The sequence below is a fragment of the Xenorhabdus indica genome (assembly GCF_014467235.1).
Lineage (GTDB): Bacteria > Pseudomonadota > Gammaproteobacteria > Enterobacterales > Enterobacteriaceae > Xenorhabdus > Xenorhabdus indica.
In genome coordinates this window covers 281607-306564 of the sequence record NZ_NKHP01000003.1, presented here as the reverse complement: position 1 = coordinate 306564, position 24958 = coordinate 281607, and the positions used below count along the sequence as shown (strand labels likewise).

Sequence of the window (24958 nt, the reverse complement as noted above, 5' to 3'; positions counted from 1 at the left end):
ACAGTTCTACTTCCGTACCACTGACGTAACCGGTACTATCGAACTGCCAGAAGGCGTAGAGATGGTAATGCCAGGTGATAACATCAACATGAAAGTGACCCTGATTGCGCCAATCGCAATGGACGAAGGTCTGCGTTTTGCAATCCGTGAGGGTGGCCGTACTGTAGGTGCTGGTGTTGTTGCTAAAGTTATTGCTTAATCTTTGATTAGCAAAAGATTATGAAAAAAGAGGAGCCAAGCAAGGCTCCTCTTTTTTTGTGCCACCAAAAATGGTGGCTTTATTTTGCGTATAAACAAAAGAGAAACAATAATTGAAATGAGAGTTATTTCTATTTACTATTTGTCAGTATCCTTTATTTTATAGCTATAACTGTTCTGTTAGCCACCTCTACTGTGTATCTAATTTGGGTAATTAATAAGAATATAAGTAGTTATAACCATTATTAATAGTTAAAAGAGTGCTCCATGTATATCTGTCTCTGCAATGCAATAAATGATAAAACCATACGTAACGCTGTTCGACAGCAGCATGTCCGTTCTATCAGAGAGCTGAAAAGCGTTGTGCCTGTAGGGAGTGATTGTGGAAAATGCGTGCGCCAAGCCCGTGAAATAATTAACGAGGAGATTTCTTCACTACCCCCTATGATTAATGTTGCCTAAAATAAGCACAATTCTCTTGCAATTACTCTGCTTAATTAGTACTACAATGTAGGTACTGGAAGCGGAGGAACTAGTTATGAAAGGTGATAAAAAAATAATAGCTCATTTTAATAGACTTCTTGGTAATGAGCTTGTTGCTATCAATCAGTATTTTTTACATGCCAGAATGTTTAAAAACTGGGGATTAATGCGCTTGAATGACATTGAATATCGTGAATCTATTGAGGAAATGAAACACGCTGATAAATATATTGAGCGTATTTTATTTCTGGAAGGCATACCTAATTTACAGGATATAGGTAAACTTAATATCGGTGAGGATGTTGAAGAAATGCTGCAATCCGATTTGGCACTAGAGTTACGTGGGGCGCAGGATATCAGGGAAGCAATAGCATATGCCGATTCAATTCATGACTATGTGAGCCGGGACCTGATGATTGAGGTTCTTGCAGATGAAGAAAATCACATAGACTGGCTGGAAACACAACTCGATCTAATTAAACGAATGGGAATACAAAACTACATCCAGGCTCAGATAGTAGAAGAGTAGAGCATACTAACGCCCTGTAAATTTATTATGGGGCGTTTATTTTTTTTCGGTCTTTGCCCACTTTTATTATTTCTTTGAATAAATTTCATCCTTATCTTGCATTGTCAATAGATTCACGTATAATGCGCGAGCCTACCTACTTAGTAGGCTGATTTTTATCAGTATGAGCAGTCAATTACTGCCATATTAAAATACTCCCGATATGGGGGTTATACACAGAACGATTACACTCCCCCATCAATCGAAATGGGTGCGAGGAGTAGTTATTTACGTTTATAAAAATAGTTGGAGCTCTGGTCTCATGCAGAACCAAAGAATCCGTATCCGCCTGAAAGCATTTGATCATCGATTGATCGATCAATCAACTGCGGAAATCGTAGAGACCGCTAAGCGCACTGGTGCGCAGGTTCGTGGTCCGATCCCGCTGCCGACTCGTAAAGAGCGTTTTACTGTTCTGATTTCTCCGCACGTTAACAAAGATGCGCGTGATCAGTACGAAATTCGCACTCACAAACGTCTGGTTGACATCGTTGAGCCAACCGAGAAAACCGTTGATGCTCTGATGCGTCTGGATCTGGCTGCCGGTGTAGACGTGCAGATCAGCCTGGGTTAATCAGGTCATTGAACGATTGAGAGGTTGAAACAATGATTGGTTTAGTCGGTAAAAAAGTGGGCATGACTCGCATCTTCACTGAAGATGGCGTTTCAATCCCTGTAACTGTTATCGAAATCGAAGATAACCGTGTAACTCAGGTTAAAAACAACGAGACTGACGGTTATCGTGCAATTCAGGTAACGACTGGTAGCAAGAAAGCAAACCGCGTTAACAAGCCTGAAGCAGGTCATTTCGCTAAAGCCGGTGTTGAAGCTGGCCGCATCCTGCGTGAATTCCGTCTCTCTGAAGACGATGCAGAATACACCGTAGGTCAAAGCATTAGTGTTGAAATTTTCGCTGACGTTAAAAAAGTCGACGTTACTGGTACATCTAAAGGTAAAGGTTTCGCGGGTACTGTTAAGCGCTGGAACTTCCGTACTCAGGATGCTACCCATGGTAACTCCTTGTCTCACCGTGTTCCGGGTTCTATCGGTCAGAACCAGACTCCGGGCAAGGTGTTTAAAGGCAAGAAAATGGCAGGCCAACTGGGTAATGAGCGTGTAACCGTTCAGAGTCTGGATGTAGTACGCGTTGACGCTGAGCGCAACCTGCTGCTGGTCAAAGGTGCTGTTCCAGGTGCAACTAACAGCAACCTGATCGTAAAACCGGCTGTCAAGGCGTAACGTCGAGGAGATAGGAATGGAATTGGTAATGAAAGACGCGCAAAGCGCGCTGACTGTTTCCGAAACTACCTTCGGGCGTGATTTCAATGAAGCGCTTGTGCATCAAGTAGTTGTTGCGTATGCAGCTGGTGCTCGTCAAGGTACTCGTGCTCAGAAAACTCGTGCTGAAGTTTCTGGTTCAGGTAAAAAACCGTGGCGTCAGAAAGGCACTGGCCGTGCGCGTTCTGGTTCTATTAAGAGCCCAATTTGGCGCTCTGGTGGTGTAACTTTCGCAGCGAAACCACAGGACCACAGTCAAAAAGTTAATAAAAAGATGTACCGTGGTGCTCTGAAAAGCATCTTGTCTGAACTGGTACGTCAAGATCGTCTGATCGTTGTCGAGAAGTTCTCTGTTGAAGCACCTAAGACTAAGCTGCTGGTACAGAAACTGAAAGAAATGGCTCTGGAAGACGTGCTGATCGTCACTGGCGAAGTTGATGAGAACCTGTTCTTAGCAGCTCGTAACTTGTATAAAGTTGACGTTCGTGATGTTACAGGTATCGACCCAGTAAGCCTGATTGCTTTCGACAAAGTGGTTATGACTGCTGAAGCTGTGAAGCAAGTTGAGGAGATGCTGGCATGATCCGTGAAGAACGTCTGCTGAAAGTACTGCGTGCGCCGCATGTATCTGAAAAAGCTTCCACAGCGATGGAAAAAAGCAATACCATCGTTCTCAAGGTTGTGAAAGACGCGACTAAAGCAGAAATCAAAGCTGCTGTACAGAAACTGTTTGAAGTCGAAGTTGAGGGCGTAAATACTTTGCTGGTTAAAGGTAAAGTAAAACGTCACGGTCAGCGTATTGGTCGTCGTAGCGACTGGAAAAAAGCTTACGTCACCCTGAAAGAAGGCCAGAACTTGGACTTCGTTGGCGGCGCTGAGTAAGTCGGAGGAGTAAAGAACAATGGCAATTGTTAAATGTAAACCTACGTCTCCGGGCCGTCGCCACGTTGTTAAAGTGGTTAACCCTGAGCTGCATAAGGGTAAACCTTATGCTCCGCTGTTGGAAAAAAACAGCAAAACTGGTGGTCGTAACAACAATGGTCGTATTACCACTCGTCATATTGGTGGTGGCCATAAACAGCATTATCGTCTGATTGACTTCAAACGTAACAAAGACGGTATTCCTGCTGTTGTTGAGCGTCTGGAATATGATCCAAACCGCTCAGCAAACATTGCGCTGGTTCTGTATAAAGACGGTGAGCGTCGTTATATTCTTGCGCCTAAAGGCTTGAAAGCTGGTGATCAAATCCAGTCTGGTGCTGATTCAGCAATCAAGGCCGGTAACGCTCTGCCAATGCGTAATATCCCAGTTGGTTCTACTGTGCACAACATAGAGATGAAACCAGGTAAAGGTGGCCAGCTGGCTCGTTCAGCAGGTGCTTATGCTCAGATCGTCGCACGTGACGGTTCTTATGTAACCCTGCGTCTGCGTTCTGGTGAAATGCGTAAAGTACTATCTGACTGCCGTGCTACTTTAGGTGAAGTTGGTAACGCAGAACACATGCTACGAGTTCTGGGTAAAGCTGGTGCAAGTCGCTGGCGTGGTATCCGTCCTACCGTTCGTGGTACGGCTATGAACCCAGTAGACCATCCACACGGTGGTGGTGAAGGTCGTAACTTTGGTAAACACCCTGTAACTCCATGGGGCATTCAGACCAAAGGTAAGAAGACCCGTAGTAACAAACGTACTGATCAATATATCGTACGTCGCCGTTCTAAAAAATAATTAGAGGATAAACCATGCCACGTTCTCTCAAGAAAGGTCCATTTATTGACCTGCACTTGCTGAAGAAGGTAGAGAAAGCGGTGGAAAGCGGAGACAAAAAGCCTATTAAGACTTGGTCCCGTCGTTCAACGATCTTTCCTAACATGATCGGTTTGACCATCGCTGTCCATAATGGTCGTCAGCATGTTCCAGTTTTTGTTTCCGACGAAATGGTTGGTCACAAGCTGGGTGAATTCGCGCCGACCCGTACTTATCGCGGCCATGCGGCCGATAAAAAGGCTAAAAAGCGCTAAGGTAGGAGGAAGAGATGGAAACTATCGCTAAACATCGCCACGCTCGTTCTTCTGCTCAGAAGGTTCGCCTTGTGGCTGACCTGATTCGCGGTAAGAAAGTGTCGCAAGCTCTGGAAATTCTGACCTTTACCAACAAAAAAGCTGCTGGTTTAGTGAAGAAAGTACTTGAGTCTGCTATTGCTAACGCAGAACACAACGATGGCGCTGACATCGATGATCTGAAAGTTGCGAAAATTTTCGTAGATGAAGGTCCAACCATGAAGCGTATTATGCCTCGTGCCAAAGGCCGTGCAGATCGTATCCTGAAGCGCACCAGCCACATTACTGTGGTTGTGTCCGATCGCTGAGACTCTGGAGACTAGCAATGGGTCAGAAAGTACATCCTAATGGTATTCGTCTGGGGATTGTCAAACCTTGGAACTCTACCTGGTATGCGAATACCAAAGAATTCGCTGACAACCTAGACAGCGACTTTAAAGTTCGCCAGTACTTGAACAAAGAACTGGCTAAAGCATCTATTTCACGTATCGTTATCGAACGTCCTGCGAAAAGCATCCGTGTGACTATCCACACTGCTCGTCCAGGCATCGTAATCGGTAAAAAAGGTGAAGACGTCGAAAAACTGCGCAAAGCTGTAGCGGACATCGCTGGTGTTCCTGCGCAGATTAATATTGCCGAAGTGCGTAAACCTGAATTGGACGCAAAACTGGTTGCTGACAGCATCAGCGCACAGCTGGAACGTCGTGTTATGTTCCGCCGTGCTATGAAACGTGCTGTACAGAACGCAATGCGTCTGGGCGCTAAAGGCATCAAAGTGGAAGTAAGCGGCCGTCTGGGTGGTGCTGAAATCGCACGTACTGAATGGTATCGTGAAGGTCGTGTACCTCTGCACACTCTGCGTGCAGACATCGACTACAACACTTCAGAAGCGCACACCACTTATGGTGTAATCGGCGTTAAGGTATGGATCTTCAAAGGTGAGATCCTGGGTGGTATGGCTGCAGTTGAACAGGCGGAAAAACCGGCTGCACAACCTAAAAAGCAGCAGCGTAAAGGCCGCAAGTAAGGAGAGTCGCTGATGTTACAACCAAAGCGTACGAAATTCCGTAAAGTGCACAAAGGCCGTAACCGCGGTCTGGCTGCAGGTGCGGATGTCAGCTTCGGCACTTTCGGTCTGAAAGCTGTGGGCCGTGGTCGTCTGACTGCTCGTCAGATCGAAGCGGCACGTCGTGCTATGACCCGTGCAATTAAGCGTCAAGGTAAAATCTGGATCCGTGTGTTCCCAGACAAACCAATCACCGAAAAGCCACTCGAAGTGCGTATGGGTAAAGGTAAAGGTAACGTAGAATATTGGGTTGCCTTGATCCAGCCTGGTAAAGTCCTGTATGAAATGGACGGTGTGCCTGAAGAGCTGGCTCGTGAAGCATTCAAGCTGGCGGCAGCGAAACTGCCTATCAAAACCACCTTTGTAACTAAGACGGTGATGTAATGAAAGCACAAGAGCTGCGCGAAAAAAGCGTTGAAGAGCTGAACACTGAGCTGCTGAACCTGTTACGTGAACAATTTAATCTGCGTATGCAGGCGGCAAGTGGCCAGCTGCAACAGTCTCATCTGTTGAAACAAGTGCGTCGTAATATTGCACGCGTTAAGACTTTACTGACTGAGAAGGCGGGTGCGTAATGACCGATAAAATCCGTACTCTGCAAGGTCGTGTTGTTAGCGACAAAATGGAGAAATCTATTGTTGTTGCTATTGAACGTAAGGTGAAACACCCTCTGTATGGTAAGTTCATCAAGCGTACGACTAAGTTGCACGTACATGACGAGAACAATGAATGTGGAATTGGTGACGTAGTGGAAATCCGCGAGACCCGTCCATTGTCTAAGACTAAATCTTGGACCTTAGTTCGCGTTGTAGAGAAAGCGGTTCTATAATAGGACGTTATCTCGTAAGAAATAAACGGCTCAAAAAATAACGGGGCCGTTTATTTTTCTGTCCATCACGGAGATGTGGTGTTATAATGCCGCGCCCTCGTAGTATGGGATATTGAAACGGCCTCTTTAAAAATAAAGTGGCTCAGTAGTAGTTGACATTTAGCGGAGCACTAAAATGATCCAAGAACAGACTATGCTGAACGTGGCCGACAACTCCGGTGCACGTCGCGTAATGTGTATCAAGGTTCTAGGTGGCTCGCACCGTCGCTACGCAGACGTCGGTGATATCATCAAGATCACTATCAAGGAAGCAATTCCTCGCGGTAAAGTGAAAAAGGGTGATGTCCTGAAAGCGGTAGTGGTGCGCACCAAGAAGGGTGTTCGTCGCCCGGACGGTTCTGTCATTCGCTTCGATAGCAATGCTTGCGTATTGTTGAACAATAATAGTGAGCAAGTTATCGGTACGCGTATTTTTGGGCCGGTAACTCGTGAACTTCGTAATGAAAAGTTCATGAAAATTATCTCTCTGGCACCTGAAGTACTCTAAGGAGCAGGCAATGGCAGCGAAAATCCGTCGTGATGACGAAATTATTGTGCTGACTGGTAAAGACAAAGGTAAGCGCGGTAAAGTAAAACAGGTTCTTTCTTCTGGTAAAGTCATTGTTGAAGGTATCAATCTGGTTAAAAAACATCAGAAGCCAGTTCCGGCTCTGAACCAACCAGGTGGCATCGTTGAAAAAGAAGCAGCTATCAGTGTTTCTAACGTTGCAATCTTTAATGCATCAACCGGCAAGGCTGACCGTGTAGGTTTTAGATTTGAAGACGGCAAAAAAGTACGTTTCTTCAAATCTAACAACGAAACTATCAAGTAATTTGGAGTATACGATGGCGAAACTGCATGATTACTACAAAGACGAGGTAGTCAAAAAACTGATGACTCAGTTTGGTTACCATTCTGTCATGCAAGTCCCTCGGGTCGAGAAGATCACCCTGAACATGGGTGTTGGTGAAGCGATCGCTGACAAAAAACTGCTGGATAATGCAGCAGCTGATCTGGCAGCTATCTCTGGTCAAAAACCACTGATCACCAAAGCACGCAAATCAGTTGCAGGCTTCAAAATCCGTCAGGGCTATCCAATCGGCTGTAAAGTGACCCTGCGTGGCGAACGCATGTGGGAGTTCTTTGAGCGCCTGATTTCTATTGCTGTACCTCGTATCCGTGACTTCCGTGGTTTATCTGCTAAATCATTCGATGGTCGTGGTAATTACAGCATGGGTGTTCGTGAGCAAATCATCTTCCCTGAAATCGATTACGATAAAGTGGATCGTGTACGTGGTTTGGATATTACCATCACCACCACTGCGAAATCTGATGATGAAGGCCGCGCACTATTGGCTGCGTTTAACTTCCCGTTCCGCAAGTAAGGCAGGGTATTCATGGCTAAGCAATCAATGAAAGCACGTGATGTAAAACGTGCGAAATTAGCTGAGAAATTCTTCGCAAAACGCGTTGAACTGAAAGCAATCATCTCTGATGTAAACGCATCTGATGAAGACCGTTGGAATGCTGTTCTCAAGCTGCAAACACTGCCACGTGATTCCAGCCCTTGCCGTCAGCGTAACCGCTGCCGTCAAACTGGGCGTCCGCATGCATTTTTGCGGAAGTTTGGGTTGAGCCGTATTAAAGTCCGTGAAGCCGCTATGCGCGGTGAAATCCCGGGCCTTAAAAAGGCTAGCTGGTAATTGTCACCAATTGAATCACGGGAGTAAAGACAGATGAGCATGCAAGATCCGATCGCGGATATGCTGACCCGTATCCGTAACGGTCAGGCCGCAAATAAAGTTGCGGTCACCATGCCTTCCTCCAAGCTGAAAGTGGCAATTGCCAAAGTGCTGAAGGAAGAAGGTTACATTGAAGATTTTAAAATCGAAGGCGACACCAAGCCAGAGCTGGAAGTTACTCTGAAATACTTCCAAGGTAAGGCTGTTGTAGAAAGCATCCAGCGTGTAAGCCGTCCAAGTCTGCGCATCTATAAGAAAAAAGATGAGCTGCCACAAGTTATGGCTGGCTTGGGTATCGCTGTTGTTTCTACCTCTAAAGGTGTAATGACTGATCGTGCAGCTCGCCAGGCTGGTCTGGGTGGCGAGATTCTCTGCTACGTAGCTTAATTCGGGAGGAAGAATGTCTCGTGTTGCAAAAGCACCCGTCGTCATTCCTGCTGGCGTAGAGGTTAAACTCAACGGTCAGGTTATTTCGATTAAGGGTAAAAACGGCGAATTGAGTCGTGAAATCCACAGTGCAGTTGAAGTTACACATGCAGATAACCAATTGATTTTCGCTCCACGCGAAGGTTTCGCAGATGCTTGGGCACAGGCAGGTACGACTCGTTCTCTGCTAAATGCAATGGTTATTGGTGTTAACGAAGGTTTCACTAAGAAGCTTCAACTGGTGGGTGTTGGTTACCGTGCAGCAGTTAAAGGCGACACTGTTAGTTTGTCTTTAGGCTTCTCGCATCCGGTTGAGCATCAACTGCCAGCAGGCATTACTGCGGAATGCCCATCACAAACTGAAATCGTACTGAAAGGTGCTGATAAGCAGGTGATTGGTCAGGTTGCGGCAGATCTGCGTGCCTATCGTCGTCCTGAGCCATATAAAGGCAAGGGTGTTCGTTACGCCGATGAAGTCGTGCGTACCAAAGAGGCTAAGAAGAAGTAAGGTAACACTATGGATAAGAAAGCAGCTCGTATCCGTCGTGCGACCCGCGCACGCCGCAAGCTCCAGGAACTGGGTGCAACTCGCCTGGTGGTACATCGTACCCCTCGCCATATTTATGCGCAGGTTATCGCACCAAATGGTTCTGAAACTCTGGTGGCAGCTTCTACAACAGAAAAAGCTATCAGTGAACAATTGAAATTCACTGGAAACAAAGAAGCCGCAGCAGTTGTTGGTAAAATCATTGCTGAACGTGCTCTGGAAAAAGGTATCAAAAACGTATCCTTTGACCGCTCTGGTTTCCAATATCATGGTAGAGTCCAGGCACTGGCAGATGCTGCCCGTGAAGCTGGCCTTCAGTTCTAAGGTAGAGGTGTAAGATGGCTCACATCGAAAAACAAGCTGGCGAACTGCAGGAAAAGCTGATCGCGGTAAATCGCGTATCTAAAACCGTCAAAGGTGGCCGTATTTTCAGCTTTACAGCACTGACTGTAGTTGGTGATGGTAACGGTCGCGTTGGTTTTGGCTACGGCAAAGCACGCGAAGTTCCGGCAGCGATCCAGAAAGCGATGGAAAAAGCACGTCGCAATATGAAAAACGTCGCACTTAACAGCGGCACGCTGTACCACCCAGTGAAAGGCACGCACACCGGTTCCCGCGTGTTTATGCAGCCTGCTCACGAAGGTACAGGTATCATTGCAGGTGGTGCAATGCGTGCTGTTCTGGAAGTTGCTGGGGTTCGTAACGTACTGGCTAAAACCTACGGTTCCACTAACCCAATTAACGTGGTTCGTGCAACTCTGGACGCTTTAGACAGCATGAAGTCTCCAGAAATGGTCGCAGCTAAGCGTGGCAAATCCGTCGAAGAAATTCTGGGGTAATGACCATGGCTAAGACTATTAAAATTACTCAGGTTCGCAGCTCAATTGGTCGTTTGCCTAAACACAAGGCAACTTTGACTGGTTTAGGTCTGCGTCGCATTGGTCATACTGTTGAGCGTGAAGATACACCAGCGGTTCGCGGTATGGTCAACTTGGTTTCCTATATGGTTAAAGTTGAGGAGTAACAGATGCGCTTAAATACTCTGTCTCCGGCTGAAGGTGCCAAGCACGCACCTAAACGTGTAGGTCGTGGTATCGGTTCTGGCCTGGGTAAAACTGGCGGCCGTGGTCACAAGGGTCAGAAGTCTCGTTCTGGCGGTGGCGTACGTCGTGGTTTCGAAGGCGGCCAGATGCCTTTGTATCGTCGTTTGCCAAAATTTGGTTTTACTTCACGTAAAGCAATGGTTACAGCGGAAATCCGTTTGTCTGACTTTGCTCGAGTAGAAGGCGATGTTATCGATCTGAATGCACTGAAAGCTGCTAACATTGTTGGCCCTCAAATTGAGTTCGCGAAAGTTATGCTTTCTGGCGAAGTCAATCGCGCAGTAACTGTGCGTGGCTTGCGTGTTACTAAAGGCGCCCGTGCTGCAATTGAAGCTGCTGGCGGTAAAATTGAGGAATAAGTAACAGATGGCTAAACAACCGGGATTAGATTTTCAAAGTGCTAAAGGCGGATTAGGTGAGTTAAAACGCAGACTTTTGTTTGTTATTGGAGCTCTGATTGTTTTCCGTATTGGCTCTTTTATTCCAATCCCTGGTATTGATGCCACTGTGCTTGCCAAATTGCTCGAACAGCAAAGAGGCACCATCATTGAAATGTTTAATATGTTCTCTGGTGGTGCTTTAAGCCGTGCTTCTATCTTTGCACTGGGTATTATGCCGTATATTTCTGCATCTATTATTATCCAGTTGCTGACAGTGGTTAACCCCCGTTTAGCAGAGATTAAGAAGGAAGGGGAAGCTGGTCGTCGTAAGATCAGTCAATATACCCGTTATGGCACATTAGTGCTGGCAATATTCCAGTCAATCGGTATTGCTACTGGGTTGCCCAATATGCCTGGAATGCAAGGATTAGTTATTAATCCAGGTTTTGCATTTTATTTCACGGCTGTTGTAAGTTTGGTCACGGGAACCATGTTCTTGATGTGGCTAGGTGAGCAGATTACTGAACGAGGTATTGGTAACGGTATTTCAATCATAATCTTTGCTGGTATCGTTGCGGGTCTTCCTCCTGCAATTGGTCACACCATCGAGCAAGCTCGGCAAGGTGATCTGCACTTCCTCCTGTTGTTGTTGGTTGCAGTTTTAGTGTTTGCGGTAACTTTCTTCGTTGTTTTCATGGAGCGTGGTCAACGTCGTATCGTTGTTAACTATGCCAAGCGTCAACAAGGTCGTAGAGTTTATGCAGCACAAAGTACACATTTACCGTTGAAAGTGAATATGGCTGGGGTTATCCCTGCAATTTTTGCTTCCAGTATTATTTTGTTCCCTGGTACTATAGCCTCTTGGTTTGGTAGCGGAGCAAACTGGAACTGGTTGACAACTATTTCTATGTATTTGCAGCCAGGTCAACCACTTTATGTGTTATTATATGCATCTGCAATCATCTTCTTCTGTTTCTTCTACACGGCGTTGGTATTCAATCCAAGAGAAACGGCAGATAACCTGAAGAAGTCCGGTGCATTTGTACCAGGAATTCGTCCGGGAGAGCAAACGGCTAAGTACATTGATAAAGTAATGACTCGTCTAACCTTAGTTGGTGCGTTATATATTACTTTTATCTGCTTAATCCCGGAGTTCATGCGTGATGCAATGAAAGTTCCATTCTATTTTGGTGGTACTTCCCTACTGATTGTAGTCGTCGTCATCATGGACTTTATGGCTCAAGTGCAAACTCTGATGATGTCGAGTCAATATGAGTCTGCATTGAAGAAGGCAAACCTGAAAGGATATAACCGCTAATTGGTTTGCTTGAGAAGTTACGGAGAGTAAAAATGAAAGTTCGTGCTTCCGTCAAGAAATTATGCCGCAACTGTAAAATTGTTAAACGTAACGGTATCGTTCGTGTAATTTGCAGTGCAGAGCCTAAGCATAAACAACGCCAAGGCTAATTAATCGCATATTTTTCTTGCAAAGTTGGGTTGAGCTGGCTAAATTAGCCAGCCAATCTTTTTATCTGACAGCAACACTATTTGAGTATCCTGAAAACGGGCTTTTCAGAATGATGTTGCGGTGAATAAATATTGTAGGAGTGCATAGTGGCCCGTATAGCAGGCATTAACATTCCTGATCAGAAACATACTGTGATCGCATTGACTTCGATCTATGGTATCGGTAAAACCCGCTCACAAGCTATCTGTGCAGCAGCGGGCATTGCTGAAAATGTTAAGATCAGTGAGCTGTCTGAAGAGCAAATTGACAAGCTGCGTGACGAAGTTGCTAAATATGTTGTAGAAGGTGATTTGCGTCGTGAAGTGACCCTGAGTATCAAACGTCTGATGGATCTTGGTTGCTATCGTGGTTTGCGTCATCGTCGTGGTCTGCCTGTTCGCGGTCAGCGTACTAAGACCAATGCACGTACCCGTAAGGGTCCGCGTAAGCCGATCAAGAAATAATCGGGGTATTGAATAATGGCAAAAGCACCTATTCGTGCACGTAAGCGTGTAAGAAAACAAGTCTCTGACGGTGTGGCTCATATCCATGCTTCTTTCAACAACACCATCGTTACTATTACTGATCGTCAGGGTAACGCTTTGGGTTGGGCAACTGCCGGTGGTTCCGGTTTCCGTGGTTCTCGTAAATCTACTCCGTTTGCAGCTCAGGTTGCAGCAGAACGCTGTGCTGAAGCCGTAAAAGAATACGGAATTAAGAACCTGGAAGTTATGGTTAAAGGACCTGGTCCTGGCCGTGAGTCAACTATTCGCGCACTGAACGCGGCTGGTTTCCGCATCACTAACATTACTGATGTGACTCCGATCCCTCATAACGGTTGTCGTCCACCGAAGAAACGTCGCGTTTAATACGTTTCGTTTTTAGGATTGTTGGAGAAAGAAAATGGCAAGATATTTGGGTCCTAAGCTCAAGCTGAGCCGTCGCGAGGGTACAGACCTTTTCCTGAAGTCTGGCGTTCGCGCGATTGACACCAAGTGTAAATTAGAACAAGCACCAGGCCAGCACGGCGCTCGTAAACCGCGTCTGTCTGATTATGGTGTTCAGTTACGTGAAAAACAAAAAGTTCGTCGTATTTACGGTGTTCTGGAGCGTCAATTCCGTAACTACTACAAAGAAGCGACTCGTCTGAAAGGCAACACAGGTGAAAACCTGCTGACTTTGCTGGAAAGTCGCTTGGATAACGTCGTTTATCGTATGGGTTTTGGCGCGACTCGTGCTGAATCACGTCAGATGGTGAGCCATAAAGCTATCATGGTAAATGGTCGCGTTGTTAACATCGCTTCTTATCAGGTATCCCCGAATGACGTAGTCAGCGTTCGTGAAAAAGCGAAAAAGCAGGCTCGTATTAAGGCAGCTTTAGAGCTGGCTGAGCAGCGTGAGAAACCAACTTGGTTGGAAGTTGATGCTGCGAAGATGGAAGGTGTGTTCAAACGTATTCCTGAACGTACTGATCTATCCGCTGACATTAACGAACACCTGATCGTCGAGCTTTACTCTAAGTAAAGCTTAGCACCAAAGAGAGGACACAATGCAGGGTTCTGTGACAGAGTTTCTAAAACCGCGCCTGGTAGATATCGAGCAAGTCAGTTCGACGCACGCCAAGGTGACCCTTGAGCCATTAGAGCGTGGCTTTGGCCATACTCTTGGCAATGCACTGCGCCGTATTCTGCTTTCGTCTATGCCGGGTTGTGCGGTGACTGAGGTTGAGATTGATGGTGTACTGCATGAGTACAGCACCAAAGAAGGTGTACAGGAAGATATCCTGGAGATTCTCCTCAATCTGAAAGGGCTGGCGGTGAAAGTTCAGGGTAAAGATGAAGTCATCCTTACCTTGAATAAATCTGGCATTGGCCCTGTGACTGCAGCCGACATCATCCATGATGGTGATGTTGAAATCGTCAAGCCGCAGCACGTAATCTGCCATCTGACTGACGAAAGCGCTTCCATTAGCATGCGTATTAAAGTTCAGCGCGGTCGTGGTTATGTGCCGGCTTCTGCCCGAATTCATTCGGAAGAAGATGAGCGCCCTATCGGTCGTTTGTTAGTAGATGCTTGCTATAGCCCAGTAGAGCGTATCGCCTACAATGTTGAAGCAGCACGTGTAGAACAGCGTACTGACCTGGATAAGCTGGTTATCGAGATGGAGACTAACGGCACAATCGACCCTGAGGAGGCGATTCGCCGTGCAGCTACTATTCTGGCTGAACAACTGGAAGCTTTCGTTGACTTGCGTGATGTACGTCAACCAGAAGTTAAAGAAGAGAAGCCAGAGTTTGATCCGATACTGCTGCGCCCTGTTGACGATCTGGAATTGACTGTCCGCTCTGCTAACTGCCTTAAGGCAGAAGCTATCCACTACATCGGTGATCTGGTACAGCGTACTGAGGTTGAGTTACTTAAGACACCTAATCTGGGTAAAAAATCTCTTACTGAGATTAAAGACGTACTGGCTTCACGTGGACTTTCTCTGGGCATGCGTCTGGAAAATTGGCCACCAGCAAGTATTGCTGATGAATAACTAGATCACAGGTTAAGGTTTTACTGAGAAGGATAAGGTCATGCGCCATCGTAAGAGTGGTCGTCAATTGAACCGCAACAGCAGCCATCGCCAAGCTATGTTCCGCAACATGGCAGGTTCTTTGGTTCGTCATGAAATCATCAAGACGACTCTGCCTAAAGCGAAAGAACTGCGTCGCGTCGTTGAGCCGCTAATTACTCTTGCCAAGACCGACAGCGTAGCTAATCGTCGTCTGGCATTCGCCCGTACTCGTGATAACGAGATCGTGGCAAAACTGTTTAATGAACTGGGTCCACGTTTTGCGAGCCGCGCAGGTGGTTACACTCGTATTCTGAAGTGTGGCTTCCGTGCTGGTGATAATGCACCAATGGCATATATTGAGCTTGTTGACCGTGCCGCTGAGTCTAAGACAGAAGCAGCATCTGCAGAATAATCTGTAGAAGCGTAAAAAACCGGGTATAATCCCGGTTTTTTATCGATCTTTACTTTTTCTATCCAATCTAATTTTTTTCCTTTCGATTTCTTTTAGTTATCCTTATATCTAATAGTAAATACCATCTGGCATGGTGATTTATTGATCTATTCTGGTAGTATTGATTTTATTTCCTGTTTGATTAGAGGTTGCTATGTATCGTATTGGGCAATTAGCTAGATTAGCAAACGTTACACCTGATACTGTTCGTTTTTACGAGAAACAAGGATTGATGGTGCATGAAGAAAGAACAGAGGGAGGGTATCGGCTTTATACAAAGCAAGACTTGCAGCGGTTACGATTTATTCGTTATGCAAAACAGTTAGGTTTTACATTAGAGGCAATTGTAGAATTATTATCTATTCGAGTTGATCCTGAACATCATACTTGTCAAGAGTCTAAACAAGTTGTTGATTCCAGGTTACAAGAAATAGAAGAAAAAATACTGGAAATGCAGAGAATGCGCGATTCTTTAAAAATGTTGAGTGATGCTTGTTGTGGAAGCGCACACACTAGTACATATTGTTCTATATTGGAAATTTTAGAAGAGGGAGCAACAAATAGGTAATTTTTATTTATTATTCTGAGTAATTAGAGTACAATTTTGCCCTGAAATTTAATTGAACAATCACATCTTGAGGTCACTATGACGACATATCGCCATAAAAAAGGCGTTATCAAAGATAATGCTATAGAAGCGCTTCTCCATGATCCTCTGTTTAGACAACGGGTAGAAAAAAATAATAAGGGTAAAGGAAGTTATCGTCGTAAAGAAAAACATGATAAAAATAGTAGTTGGGAGGCCAATGATAATAATTTTTTCAAGTTGTTATCATTGGTCTTCTAACTTTTTGAGTCTGTAGAAATGAAAACTGTTTATAGAAAGAACGGGCTTGGCTGGAATAACTTTTCTACTTCGGGAACAAATTTCTTATCAGTAATAAACATGATCACATGGTCGCCTTGTTGAATAATACTGTAATCATTGGCAATTATGACTTCTTCTCCACGGACAATAGCGCCAATTGTTGTTCCTGAAGGCAGTTTTATGTCTCCTATTTTACGCCCAACTACTTTGGAAGTATGTTCATCGCCATGAGCAATGGCTTCAATAGCTTCAGCAACACCTCTCCGTAATGAGAATACACTAACGATATCTGCTTTGCGGACATGACCAAGCAGCGCAGATACAGTAGCTTGTTGTGGGGATATAGCAATATCAATGACTCCACCTTGTACTAAATCAACATATGCACTGCGTTGAATAAGTACCATGGCTTTTTTGGCTCCCATTCTTTTTGCTAGCATAGCTGACATGATATTGGCTTCATCATCATTAGTTAATGCAATGAAAACATCAACTTGTTCAATATGCTCTTCTGCCAGTAACTCTTGATCCGAAGCATCACCATAGAACACGATAGTATCGTGTAAGAGTTCTGCAAGCTCAGTAGCCCTTTCTTGATTATGTTCGATAAGTTTGACGCTATAATCTTTTTCAAGACGTAACGCTAAGCCTGCTCCAACATTACCGCCTCCGACAATCATGATTCGCTTGTAGGGTTTTTCAAGGCGCTGTAATTCGCTCATTACAGCTCTGATATGCTGTGATGCGGCAACAAAAAATACTTCATCTCCAGCTTCTATAACTGTAGAACCTTGTGGTCTGATTGGGCGGTCTTGTCGAAATATCGCAGCAACTTTACTATCGATATGTGGCATATGTTCGCGGAGGGAAGATAAGGCGTTACCTACCAGTGAGCCACCATAATAAGCCTTTACTGCGACGATGCTGACCCGTCCTTCTGAAAAATTAACAACTTGCAGAGCTCCAGGATATTGAATCAATTTATAGATATAATCAATGACTAACTGTTCTGGAGATATCAGATAATCGATAGGAATATCATTAGGTTGAAATAACTTTTCTGATTCACGGATATATTCAGATGAACGGATACGGGCGACTTTATTAGGTGTGTTAAATAGAGAATAGGCAATTTGGCAGGCAATCATGTTGGTTTCATCTGAGTTGGTGACAGCAACCAACATATCAGCATCTTCTGCTCCGGCTTCCCTCAGAACTCTAGGATGAGATCCGTGACCATTCACGACTCGCAGATCGAATTTGTCCTGTAACTGGCGTAAACGATCTGTATCGGTATCAACGACAGTAATGTCATTGTTTTCATCAACTAAGTTTTCAGCTAATGTTCCACCAACTTGGCCAGCACCCAGGATAATTATTTTCATAGCCATTCTCTTTGTGTGTTAGAAGCCACATTTTATTTTTGTTATTTTAGCAAAGTCATCATATTTTCTCTCGTCCGAAGGGAACGAGAGGAAATTATTATTGCTTAGTCAATCGGGCATAAAAGAAACCGTCACCACCAATTGTTTCTGGAGTAATTTGTATTCCTGGTGTTTCCAATGTGCCTGTTCCAGAGAGCTCAGCATCTGCATGTCGTTCTAAGAATGCTTTGATTTGTTCACTATTTTCATTTGGTAAAATGGAACATGTTGCATAGACCAGCGTGCCGTTCTTTTTTAAATATGGCCAAATAGCATCAAGAATTTCAGATTGTAGTGTGACTAATTGATCAATATCTTCATTTTTTCTTAGCCACTTTATATCAGGATGACGGCGGATCACACCTGTTGCCGAACATGGCGCATCAAGCAGAATACGATCGAATTGTTCTCCGGTAGCCCATTCATGTGGAAGACGTCCATCGCCTGTTTTGACGACAGCATGTAAACTAAGACGTTGTAAATTTTCTTTCACACGCTTAATTCTTTGCTCGTCAATATCGATAGCAAGTACTTTGGAGTTTGGCGCTATCTCAAGTATATGGGTTGTTTTTCCGCCAGGAGCAGCGCAAAGATCGAGGATCTTTTCTTCATCACGTGGCATTAATAATTCAGCACACCTTTGAGCAGAACGATCTTGAATGGTGACCCAACCTTTATCAAATCCGGGTAGAATATTCACAGGACAAGGGGTTAGCAGGCGAATTGCATAGGGATAATTTTCATCTATCTCTGCTGCTATATTGGCTTTTTGTAATAAGGCAAGGTATTGATTTGCAGAGTGATGGAGCTGATTAACACGTAGCCACATAGGTGGTTTTTTATTATTTGCATCTACAATATCTTTCCAATCTTGTGGATAAGCTTTTTGGATGCGAGCCAATAGCCATTTGGGATGTAAATGGTGACTAAAGTTATTATTGGCTTGTTCGACTAATTCTTGTTGTTGACGCTGAAATTGTCGGAGAACACCATTAATCAATCCTTTTAATTGTGGGCGTTTTAAGCTGATTGTACCATTAACAGTTTCAGCAAGTACAGCATGTGCAGGTATGCGTGTATACGTAAGTTGGTACATTCCAATCATGATCAAGTAGTGAAAAATGCGTTGCTTACCTTTTAAGGGTTTTGCCATCAATTGGGCGATAAACCACTCCAATTGAGGTAATACTCTCATTACGCCAAAGCAGAGTTCTTGGAGAAGAGCTTTATCTTTGTCAGACACTTTTTGTTGGAGTTCAGGTATGACAGAGCTGAGAGACTGCCCTTGCTCCAGCACTTGGCTAATCGCTTTTGCAGCAATGCTTCGCAGGTTATATATATTTTCCATGATATGAGTATGGTCAAAAGTATGGTTAAGAAGCTGAATATCATCAGCATGATAGTAAAGAAGAAAGATACCTGTATGGTGCCAGCATACAGGCTAATGAATATTAGTTAATTTTGTTACCCGGAGTGAACCATTCGCTTTTAGAGTTTAATAAATCGGCGGCTGACATTGCTTTCTTACCAGAGGGTTGCAGTTGAGTAATATTCAATATCCCATCAGTAGTAGCAACTTGGATACCTTTCTTATCCGCATGAACAATTGTTCCTGGAGCTTGGTTAATTTGTTCTTCAATGACACTGGCTTGCCAAACTTTAATAGGCTGTTCATCAATGAAAAAGTAACTCAATGGCCAAGGATTGAATGCACGAATGCAGCGTTCAAGTTGGACTGCCGACAAATTCCAATCTATTTTTGCTTCACTTTTGCTGAGCTTTTCAGCATACGTTGCTAGAGTATTATCCTGAATCTCAGGTTGGCTCTTTCCTGATGTGATTAGGCTTAATGTATTGAGTAATGCATCAGGGCCGATACTAGCCAGTTTGTTATACAGACTTGTGCTAGTATCTTCATTTGTAATTGGGCAGGTTGTTTTTAATAGTATATCACCAGTATCAAGGCCTGCATCCATTTGCATGATCGTTACACCCGTTTCTTTATCTCCAGCCCAAATAGCACGTTGTATAGGTGCAGCACCGCGCCAATGAGGTAACAAAGAGCCATGAACATTGAGACACCCCAAACGTGGTATATCTAATACTGCTTGAGGGAGGATCAAACCATATGCAACGACGATCATGATATCAGCCTGTTGATCCATGACCCACTGTTGACTTTCTTCTGTACGTAGCGTTTTGGGTTGGAAAACTGGAATGTCGTGTTTTTCTGCCAATACCTTTACAGGACTTGGTGTTAATTTTTTACCTCTTCCTGCCGGTTTATCAGGCCGAGTGAGTACTCCAACAACTTGGAGTTGCGATTTTAATAAAGCAGCCAAATGGCTAGCCGCGAAATCAGGTGTTCCGGCAAAAATAATGCGTAAAGAATCAGACACTGTTATTTCCTGCAATGATTAAAGTTTACTTAGCCTTGGCTTTCAGTCGGTCAATTTTTTCGACTCTCTGACGAATACGTTGACGTTTCAGTGGTGACAGGTAATCGACAAATAGTTTACCGACCAAGTGATCCATTTCGTGTTGAATACAGATCGCCAATAGGCCATCAGCTTCCAATTCAAATAGTTGACCATGATAATCTAGAGCTTTAATTTTGACCTGCTCGAAGCGTGGTACAAACGCACGTTGTTCAGGAACAGATAAACAGCCTTCTTCAATTCCTGTTTCGCCAGATTCATTAACTAATTCTGGGTTGATAAGTACAAGTCTCTGGTCACGACTCTCTGAAACATCAATGACAACAATGCGTTGATGAATATTAACTTGGGTTGCTGCCAGGCCAATGCCTTCCTCTTCATACATAGTTTCAAACATATCATCAATGATACGCTGGATTTCTGCATCAACTTTTTCGACGGGTTTTGCAACTATGCGAAGCCGCTCATCTGGATAATGTAATACTTGTAAAACTGACATATATGTTTAGAACTGCATCCAAAAAGTGAGTGATAATTGGAACCTATTCTAGACACTTCCTGATTAGATTGACAGTATTGTCTACAAATTAGTCATGTAAGTGTGACAGCTTATTGAGTCAGGATGACAATATGGAAGTGATGGAAATATGGTTACGAATGAGAATGGTTTCTCATTTGTCAGCAGTAAAAGCAGTGCCTATTATTGAACGACTTTTGCAAACAAGGAATGTTAATTATGCTGTAATAAAAGATTGTGGTTTATCACCTTCACAGTGTACACAGTTTCTAAAGGCTAACCCTTCTGTGTTGGTTTCGAGCCTCAATTGGTTGGAACAACAAGGGAATTACTTATTGACTTTTTCTCATCCGGCATATCCTGCCTTATTGAAACAGATTTATTCTCCTCCACTTGTGCTTTTTGTCTCGGGTGATTTGATCACTTTATCTGAGAAGCAAGTTGCGATGGTAGGTAGCAGGTCAGCAAGTTTTTATGGTGAAAAATGGGGAAAGATTTTTGCGGGTGGATTGGCTGAAAATGGAATGGTGATAACTAGTGGATTGGCGATTGGGATTGATGGTATTTGTCATCAGGCGGCTGTTGATGCTGGTGGAAAAACCGTTGCTGTATTGGGAAGTGGGCTTAAAAATATTTATCCCAATCGTCATCAAAACTTAGCTTACCGTATTAAAGAAAATGGTGCTCTAGTTTCTGAATTTTTCCCTGATACTCCACCTAAGGCCAAAAATTTTCCAAGACGAAACCGGATTATTAGCGGATTGAGTTTAGCGCTTATTATTGTTGAAGCTCATCAGAATAGTGGTTCACTGATTACGGCACGTTGTGCACTTGAACAAGGAAGAGATATTTTTGCATTACCTGGTCCATTGGGAGTGAATTCAAATGAGGGTAATCACTGGCTGATCAAACAGGGAGCTTATTTAGCAACCAATGTGGTGGATGTTATGGAACATATCCAGACTAACTTCCAATGGGTCAATCTGGAGAAAGAAGATAATAAACAATTTGAACAAACTGAGTTGCCATTTGCTGATGTGCTGGTTAACGTAAGCGATGAAGTCACACCAGTTGATATAATTGCCCAACGTTCTTCTCTTCCTATTACAGAAGTTATGACCCAGCTATTGGAGCTTGAGCTGATGGGTAAAGTCGCTGTCGTTGCTGGTGGCTATGTTCGAGTGAATTGAGGGATTGAGTTTTCCCTTTTACTGAAGGTTATGGTTTGCCAATATTTGTATTTTTCTAATAAATATAGTTTTCCAGTTATGGTGGCTAATATTCAGTGAGTAGGATATGTCTAAAAAGATGTCTTTTGCGATAAAAAAAACGGAACATTGCTCCGATTGTGGTGCTGAATTAGTGATCCGCAACGGAGTTCATGGTCCATTTTATGCCTGTTCTAATTATCCGTCATGCTGTTATGTTCGGTCGCTGAAAGCATCTTCAGATGGACATATTGTCAAAGAATTAGAAGGACAAACTTGTTCGAAGTGTGGCTCTACCTTGGTCTTACGGCAAGGGAGGTACGGCATGTTTATTGGCTGTAGCAATTATCCTGAATGTGATCATACGGAAATCATCGATAAACCTGATGATACTTCAATTAATTGCCCTCAATGTAAGCAAGGCAAATTACTTCAGCGTAAGTCACGATTTGGTAAAGCATTTCATGCTTGTAATCGATATCCCGAATGTCAGTTTACACTGAACAATAAACCAATATCTGGGAAATGTGAGTTTTGTCATTATCCCTTGTTGATAGAGAAGAAAGCAGTTCAAGGCATTAAATTGTTTTGTGCTAGTAAATTGTGTAGCAAGCAGCAATTCATTAGAACCGAGAAATAAAATGAGTAATAAAGTCTCACCTAAATTTGATGTAATTATTAATGCCTTAAAAGAAGAAAAAGTGATTGCTTATCCGACAGAAGCTGTGTTTGGGTTGGGTTGTGATCCTGACAGTGAAACAGCGGTTAACAAACTATTATTGCTGAAAAATAGGCCTTGGGAAAAAGGTCTGATCCTTATTTCTGATAGCTATGATCGGCTATATTCCTATATTAATGATGAACAGTTAGATGATGAACAAAAAAAGACAGTTTTTTCTTTTTGGCCGGGGCCGGTGACATGGGTTATTCCAGCCAAAGCGACAACACCAAAATGGTTGACGGGGAAATTTTCAACATTAGCTGTTCGAGTTACAGATCATCCTTTAGTTAGACAATTATGTTCCCTTTATGAGAAACCTCTTGTATCGACCAGTGCAAATTTAAGTGGATTGGAGCCGTGCCGGAGTGCAGAAGAAGTTCGTCGACAATTTGGAAACGATTTTCCTGTCTTGGCAGGGGAAGTTGGTGGACGTAAAAATCCATCAGAAATCAGGGATGCTTTGACAGGTAAACTATATCGGCAAGGGTAGGGAATAATGAATAATTTTGCGGTTTTTGGTAATCCGATTGCTCACAGTAAGTCTCCTTATATTCATCGATTATTTGCTGAACAAACGGGTATTGAGCATCAATATGGGCAGATACTTGCTCCAATAGAGCATTTTGAACAATCGTTGGAGCAATTTTTTGTGCAGGGCGGTTTAGGAGCGAACATTACCGTTCCTTTTAAAGAACGTGCTTATGAATATGCACATAAATTGACTAAACGCGCAAAACTCAGTGGTGCAGTTAATACCTTAAAAATAGTTGAAGATAACCAGATTCTTGGTGATAACACTGATGGTGTCGGATTATTGGCAGACTTACAACGACTCAATTTTATTAGCCAAGGGCAGCATATATTGATTATAGGGGCTGGTGGTGCCGCAAAAGGGGTAATTTCTCCCTTATTAGAGTCAGGCTGTAAGATTACTATCACTAACCGTACATTCGCACGTGCACAAGCAATAGCGGATAAATTTTCTGTATTGGGACACATCCAGGCAGTTGATATAAAATCCCTCTTGTCTCCGGATTTTGATCTTGTCATCAATGCAACAGCTTCTGGTCTTAGTGGGAATATTCCCAGAATATCACCATCGATTTTCTATAATAATAGTACTTGCTACGATATGTACTATCAACAGGGGTTAACTCCTTTCCTTGATTTTGCTAAGAGAAATAATGTTTCACGTTTGGCTGATGGGTTAGGAATGCTGGTGGGACAGGCGGCACATGCTTTTGAGCTTTGGCACGGCATATTACCAAAAGTAGAACCTATTTTAACGACTTTAAGGAAAGAGTTACGTATATGAATCAAGCTATTCAATTTCCTGATCGCGAAGAATGGAATGAGCAGGAAAGCAAAGTTATCTTCCCTGCTATAGTTGATGGTTTATTGGTACAGTGTATGATTAGTACCGATGAGTTAATTCATCGGTATGGTAAAGAGCTTCATCCACTCGATTTATTTCGCCAATATCGTTGGGATCTGGAAGAAGAGTTTGAAGAAGTCATCCTGAGTGGAATAGATGATCAATTTGGGTGTTACTCTTTACCTTCTGATGTATCTGCTAAGTAATCATCTTTCCAACGGACATAGTTATTAGCAGAATAAAGAAGCCCTTCCAGTTCTTCAGATTTAAGTTTTCTTACTTGTTTGGCGGGGCTACCTATATACAGATATCCACTCTCCAATGTTTTTCCTGGTGGAATAAGGCTAGCCGCTCCAATAATGACATTGTCTTCAATGACAGCTCCATCTAATACAATTGCACCCATTCCAATTAACACTCGGTTTCCAATCGTACAACCGTGTAAGATTGCCTTATGACCGATAGTGACTTCTTCACCTATGATTAGAGGGAAGCCATTGGAATTATTAGGTGATTTATGTGTAACATGTAAAATAGAGCCATCTTGGATATTTGTACGTGTACCAATAGAAATGTAATTTACATCACCACGGATGACCACCAGTGGCCAGATGCTTACATCATCCGCTAATTTGACATCTCCAATCACGATAGATGTAGGGTCTAACATGACTCTTTGACCAATTTGAGGCCGTAATTTTAAGTATTGACGTAAAACAGTAGACATAAAAAATCTCAATAGTAGTAAAAGAGGGTAACAATTATATGAGATGTTATTGAGGAAAAGATCACCATGCAATGGGAGATTAGCGTTAATTTTATACTTGGTGGGTGAATTTTATATTGATTGGATTAAAAAGTGTTCACTTGAAAGTGAAATTGCAAAAAAACTATTGTCAGCGCCGGAAAACTCCCTATAATGCGCCACCACTGACCGACGCTGTGCTGATGCCAGCCGCTGAGGCCAGGGAGGGAAAAGCAAAAATAAACGCTTGACTCTGGAGGCAAAACGCGTAAGATACGCAGCCTCGCAACCCGGAACGAACGTTAGGTTGCCCTGCTCTTTAACAAATTAATCAGACAATCTGTGTGGGCACTCGCAGGACATTATCGACAAGGCCGAAAGGCCAGAAAGATTAAAGTCTTGAAGAGTGACTGAAACAGTTAATTC

43 protein-coding genes are annotated in these 24958 nt (G+C 43.6%); 38 read left to right on the top strand and 5 right to left on the bottom strand.

Features of this window, described 5'->3' with window-relative positions; translation table 11 throughout:
* The 33 genes from Xind_RS04495 to Xind_RS04335 all read left to right on the top strand — a co-directional run.
* Window positions 1–199: EF-Tu C-terminal domain-related protein (locus Xind_RS04495; protein WP_476756466.1), on the top strand; the 199-nt coding region annotated here is incomplete at its 5' end.
* A 266-nt stretch (window positions 200–465) separates the two neighbouring features.
* The gene (gene bfd / locus Xind_RS04490) at window positions 466–660 is read left to right on the top strand and encodes a bacterioferritin-associated ferredoxin (RefSeq protein WP_072032527.1); all 195 of its coding nucleotides are present in this window, start codon (window positions 466–468) and stop codon (window positions 658–660) included.
* 76 nt (window positions 661–736) lie between these two features.
* On the top strand, window positions 737–1210 hold the full coding sequence (bfr, locus tag Xind_RS04485) for a bacterioferritin (protein ID WP_047682912.1): 474 nt from the start codon (window positions 737–739) through the stop codon (window positions 1208–1210).
* A 301-nt stretch (window positions 1211–1511) separates the two neighbouring features.
* Window positions 1512–1823, top strand: a complete 312-nt coding sequence (gene rpsJ, locus Xind_RS04480) for a 30S ribosomal protein S10 (RefSeq protein ID WP_001181005.1) — start codon at window positions 1512–1514, stop codon at window positions 1821–1823.
* A 32-nt stretch (window positions 1824–1855) separates the two neighbouring features.
* Window positions 1856–2488, top strand: coding sequence for a 50S ribosomal protein L3 (gene rplC / locus Xind_RS04475; RefSeq protein ID WP_047682909.1), 633 nt, complete (start codon window positions 1856–1858; stop codon window positions 2486–2488).
* A gap of 16 nt (window positions 2489–2504) precedes the next feature.
* The gene (gene rplD / locus Xind_RS04470; protein WP_047682907.1) at window positions 2505–3110 is read left to right on the top strand and encodes a 50S ribosomal protein L4; all 606 of its coding nucleotides are present in this window, start codon (window positions 2505–2507) and stop codon (window positions 3108–3110) included.
* On the top strand, window positions 3107–3409 hold the full coding sequence (rplW, locus tag Xind_RS04465) for a 50S ribosomal protein L23 (RefSeq protein WP_047682905.1): 303 nt from the start codon (window positions 3107–3109) through the stop codon (window positions 3407–3409). The genes rplD and rplW overlap by 4 nt, the downstream gene beginning before the upstream one ends.
* A 19-nt stretch (window positions 3410–3428) precedes the next feature.
* Complete coding sequence (gene rplB, locus Xind_RS04460; RefSeq protein ID WP_047682902.1) at window positions 3429–4253, top strand: 50S ribosomal protein L2; 825 nt, start codon at window positions 3429–3431, stop codon at window positions 4251–4253.
* Window positions 4254–4267: 14 nt separating this feature from the next.
* Window positions 4268–4546 (top strand): 30S ribosomal protein S19, encoded by a 279-nt coding sequence (rpsS, locus tag Xind_RS04455; protein ID WP_011148791.1) that lies wholly within the window; start codon window positions 4268–4270, stop codon window positions 4544–4546.
* Between the two features lie 14 nt (window positions 4547–4560).
* Entirely contained in the window at window positions 4561–4893 is a 333-nt protein-coding gene (gene rplV, locus Xind_RS04450; protein ID WP_038269610.1) for a 50S ribosomal protein L22, read from the top strand.
* 17 nt (window positions 4894–4910) lie between these two features.
* Window positions 4911–5612, top strand: coding sequence for a 30S ribosomal protein S3 (rpsC, locus tag Xind_RS04445; RefSeq protein WP_038269612.1), 702 nt, complete (start codon window positions 4911–4913; stop codon window positions 5610–5612).
* Window positions 5613–5624: 12 nt separating this feature from the next.
* Window positions 5625–6035 carry a 50S ribosomal protein L16 gene (gene rplP, locus Xind_RS04440; protein ID WP_012990491.1) on the top strand — a complete coding sequence of 137 codons (411 nt, stop codon included), beginning with the start codon at window positions 5625–5627 and terminating at the stop codon, window positions 6033–6035.
* Window positions 6035–6226: a 50S ribosomal protein L29 gene (gene rpmC / locus Xind_RS04435; protein WP_010847484.1), complete on the top strand. Its 192-nt coding sequence runs from the start codon at window positions 6035–6037 to the stop codon at window positions 6224–6226. The genes rplP and rpmC overlap by 1 nt, the downstream gene beginning before the upstream one ends.
* The gene (gene rpsQ / locus Xind_RS04430) at window positions 6226–6480 is read left to right on the top strand and encodes a 30S ribosomal protein S17 (RefSeq protein ID WP_010847485.1); all 255 of its coding nucleotides are present in this window, start codon (window positions 6226–6228) and stop codon (window positions 6478–6480) included. The genes rpmC and rpsQ overlap by 1 nt, the downstream gene beginning before the upstream one ends.
* A 175-nt stretch (window positions 6481–6655) precedes the next feature.
* Window positions 6656–7027: a 50S ribosomal protein L14 gene (rplN, locus tag Xind_RS04425; RefSeq protein WP_004246955.1), complete on the top strand. Its 372-nt coding sequence runs from the start codon at window positions 6656–6658 to the stop codon at window positions 7025–7027.
* A 10-nt stretch (window positions 7028–7037) separates the two neighbouring features.
* Complete coding sequence (gene rplX / locus Xind_RS04420) at window positions 7038–7352, top strand: 50S ribosomal protein L24 (RefSeq protein WP_047682898.1); 315 nt, start codon at window positions 7038–7040, stop codon at window positions 7350–7352.
* A 13-nt stretch (window positions 7353–7365) separates the two neighbouring features.
* Entirely contained in the window at window positions 7366–7905 is a 540-nt protein-coding gene (gene rplE / locus Xind_RS04415) for a 50S ribosomal protein L5 (RefSeq protein WP_047682896.1), read from the top strand.
* Between the two features lie 12 nt (window positions 7906–7917).
* Entirely contained in the window at window positions 7918–8223 is a 306-nt protein-coding gene (gene rpsN, locus Xind_RS04410) for a 30S ribosomal protein S14 (RefSeq protein ID WP_010847489.1), read from the top strand.
* Window positions 8224–8256: 33 nt separating this feature from the next.
* Window positions 8257–8649, top strand: a complete 393-nt coding sequence (gene rpsH / locus Xind_RS04405; RefSeq protein ID WP_038269618.1) for a 30S ribosomal protein S8 — start codon at window positions 8257–8259, stop codon at window positions 8647–8649.
* Window positions 8650–8662: 13 nt separating this feature from the next.
* Complete coding sequence (gene rplF / locus Xind_RS04400) at window positions 8663–9196, top strand: 50S ribosomal protein L6 (protein WP_047682894.1); 534 nt, start codon at window positions 8663–8665, stop codon at window positions 9194–9196.
* Window positions 9197–9205: 9 nt separating this feature from the next.
* Window positions 9206–9559, top strand: a complete 354-nt coding sequence (gene rplR, locus Xind_RS04395; RefSeq protein WP_038269622.1) for a 50S ribosomal protein L18 — start codon at window positions 9206–9208, stop codon at window positions 9557–9559.
* Between the two features lie 14 nt (window positions 9560–9573).
* Window positions 9574–10074, top strand: coding sequence for a 30S ribosomal protein S5 (rpsE, locus tag Xind_RS04390; RefSeq protein ID WP_047682892.1), 501 nt, complete (start codon window positions 9574–9576; stop codon window positions 10072–10074).
* A gap of 5 nt (window positions 10075–10079) precedes the next feature.
* Window positions 10080–10259, top strand: coding sequence for a 50S ribosomal protein L30 (gene rpmD, locus Xind_RS04385; protein WP_008913894.1), 180 nt, complete (start codon window positions 10080–10082; stop codon window positions 10257–10259).
* A gap of 3 nt (window positions 10260–10262) precedes the next feature.
* Entirely contained in the window at window positions 10263–10697 is a 435-nt protein-coding gene (gene rplO, locus Xind_RS04380) for a 50S ribosomal protein L15 (RefSeq protein ID WP_038269625.1), read from the top strand.
* A gap of 7 nt (window positions 10698–10704) precedes the next feature.
* Window positions 10705–12036, top strand: a complete 1332-nt coding sequence (secY, locus tag Xind_RS04375; protein ID WP_047682890.1) for a preprotein translocase subunit SecY — start codon at window positions 10705–10707, stop codon at window positions 12034–12036.
* A 32-nt stretch (window positions 12037–12068) separates the two neighbouring features.
* A complete protein-coding gene (rpmJ, locus tag Xind_RS04370; RefSeq protein WP_012768118.1) occupies window positions 12069–12185 on the top strand; it encodes a 50S ribosomal protein L36 in 117 nt (38 codons plus the stop codon).
* Between the two features lie 147 nt (window positions 12186–12332).
* Complete coding sequence (gene rpsM / locus Xind_RS04365) at window positions 12333–12689, top strand: 30S ribosomal protein S13 (RefSeq protein ID WP_038240472.1); 357 nt, start codon at window positions 12333–12335, stop codon at window positions 12687–12689.
* Window positions 12690–12704: 15 nt separating this feature from the next.
* Window positions 12705–13094, top strand: coding sequence for a 30S ribosomal protein S11 (gene rpsK / locus Xind_RS04360; RefSeq protein WP_002919257.1), 390 nt, complete (start codon window positions 12705–12707; stop codon window positions 13092–13094).
* A gap of 34 nt (window positions 13095–13128) precedes the next feature.
* Entirely contained in the window at window positions 13129–13749 is a 621-nt protein-coding gene (rpsD, locus tag Xind_RS04355; RefSeq protein WP_038269632.1) for a 30S ribosomal protein S4, read from the top strand.
* Window positions 13750–13774: 25 nt separating this feature from the next.
* Window positions 13775–14764 carry a DNA-directed RNA polymerase subunit alpha gene (locus Xind_RS04350; protein WP_038269634.1) on the top strand — a complete coding sequence of 330 codons (990 nt, stop codon included), beginning with the start codon at window positions 13775–13777 and terminating at the stop codon, window positions 14762–14764.
* A 40-nt stretch (window positions 14765–14804) separates the two neighbouring features.
* Window positions 14805–15197, top strand: coding sequence for a 50S ribosomal protein L17 (gene rplQ / locus Xind_RS04345; RefSeq protein WP_038269636.1), 393 nt, complete (start codon window positions 14805–14807; stop codon window positions 15195–15197).
* Window positions 15198–15390: 193 nt separating this feature from the next.
* Complete coding sequence (zntR, locus tag Xind_RS04340; RefSeq protein WP_047682887.1) at window positions 15391–15804, top strand: Zn(2+)-responsive transcriptional regulator; 414 nt, start codon at window positions 15391–15393, stop codon at window positions 15802–15804.
* Window positions 15805–15882: 78 nt separating this feature from the next.
* A complete protein-coding gene (locus tag Xind_RS04335) occupies window positions 15883–16083 on the top strand; it encodes an alternative ribosome-rescue factor A (protein WP_047682884.1) in 201 nt (66 codons plus the stop codon).
* Between the two features lie 29 nt (window positions 16084–16112).
* Here Xind_RS04335 and trkA read toward each other — a convergent pair whose 3' ends face one another.
* From trkA to def, 4 genes are all read right to left on the bottom strand, one after another.
* Entirely contained in the window at window positions 16113–17489 is a 1377-nt protein-coding gene (gene trkA / locus Xind_RS04330; protein WP_047682881.1) for a Trk system potassium transporter TrkA, read from the bottom strand.
* Between the two features lie 97 nt (window positions 17490–17586).
* Entirely contained in the window at window positions 17587–18876 is a 1290-nt protein-coding gene (gene rsmB / locus Xind_RS04325) for a 16S rRNA (cytosine(967)-C(5))-methyltransferase RsmB (RefSeq protein ID WP_047682878.1), read from the bottom strand.
* A gap of 103 nt (window positions 18877–18979) precedes the next feature.
* Window positions 18980–19927, bottom strand: coding sequence for a methionyl-tRNA formyltransferase (fmt, locus tag Xind_RS04320; RefSeq protein WP_047682875.1), 948 nt, complete (start codon window positions 19925–19927; stop codon window positions 18980–18982).
* Window positions 19928–19952: 25 nt separating this feature from the next.
* A complete protein-coding gene (gene def, locus Xind_RS04315) occupies window positions 19953–20465 on the bottom strand; it encodes a peptide deformylase (protein WP_047682873.1) in 513 nt (170 codons plus the stop codon).
* 131 nt (window positions 20466–20596) lie between these two features.
* Between def and dprA the strand changes: the two genes are divergently transcribed.
* The 5 genes from dprA (at window position 20597) to Xind_RS04290 (ending at window position 23993) form a co-directional block, all read left to right on the top strand.
* A complete protein-coding gene (gene dprA, locus Xind_RS04310; RefSeq protein WP_047682870.1) occupies window positions 20597–21673 on the top strand; it encodes a DNA-protecting protein DprA in 1077 nt (358 codons plus the stop codon).
* Between the two features lie 106 nt (window positions 21674–21779).
* Entirely contained in the window at window positions 21780–22331 is a 552-nt protein-coding gene (locus tag Xind_RS04305) for a DNA topoisomerase family protein (RefSeq protein ID WP_047682867.1), read from the top strand.
* Window position 22332: 1 nt separating this feature from the next.
* On the top strand, window positions 22333–22902 hold the full coding sequence (tsaC, locus tag Xind_RS04300) for an L-threonylcarbamoyladenylate synthase type 1 TsaC (protein WP_047682864.1): 570 nt from the start codon (window positions 22333–22335) through the stop codon (window positions 22900–22902).
* Between the two features lie 6 nt (window positions 22903–22908).
* Window positions 22909–23727 (top strand): shikimate dehydrogenase, encoded by an 819-nt coding sequence (gene aroE, locus Xind_RS04295; protein WP_047682861.1) that lies wholly within the window; start codon window positions 22909–22911, stop codon window positions 23725–23727.
* Window positions 23724–23993 (top strand): DUF1488 family protein, encoded by a 270-nt coding sequence (locus tag Xind_RS04290; protein ID WP_047682858.1) that lies wholly within the window; start codon window positions 23724–23726, stop codon window positions 23991–23993. Before aroE ends, Xind_RS04290 begins: the two co-directional genes overlap by 4 nt.
* Here Xind_RS04290 and Xind_RS04285 read toward each other — a convergent pair.
* Window positions 23960–24514 carry a gamma carbonic anhydrase family protein gene (locus Xind_RS04285; RefSeq protein ID WP_047682855.1) on the bottom strand — a complete coding sequence of 185 codons (555 nt, stop codon included), beginning with the start codon at window positions 24512–24514 and terminating at the stop codon, window positions 23960–23962. The two genes, Xind_RS04290 and Xind_RS04285, sit on opposite strands and share 34 nt — an antisense overlap.
* Between the last annotated feature and the right edge of the window lie 444 nt (window positions 24515–24958).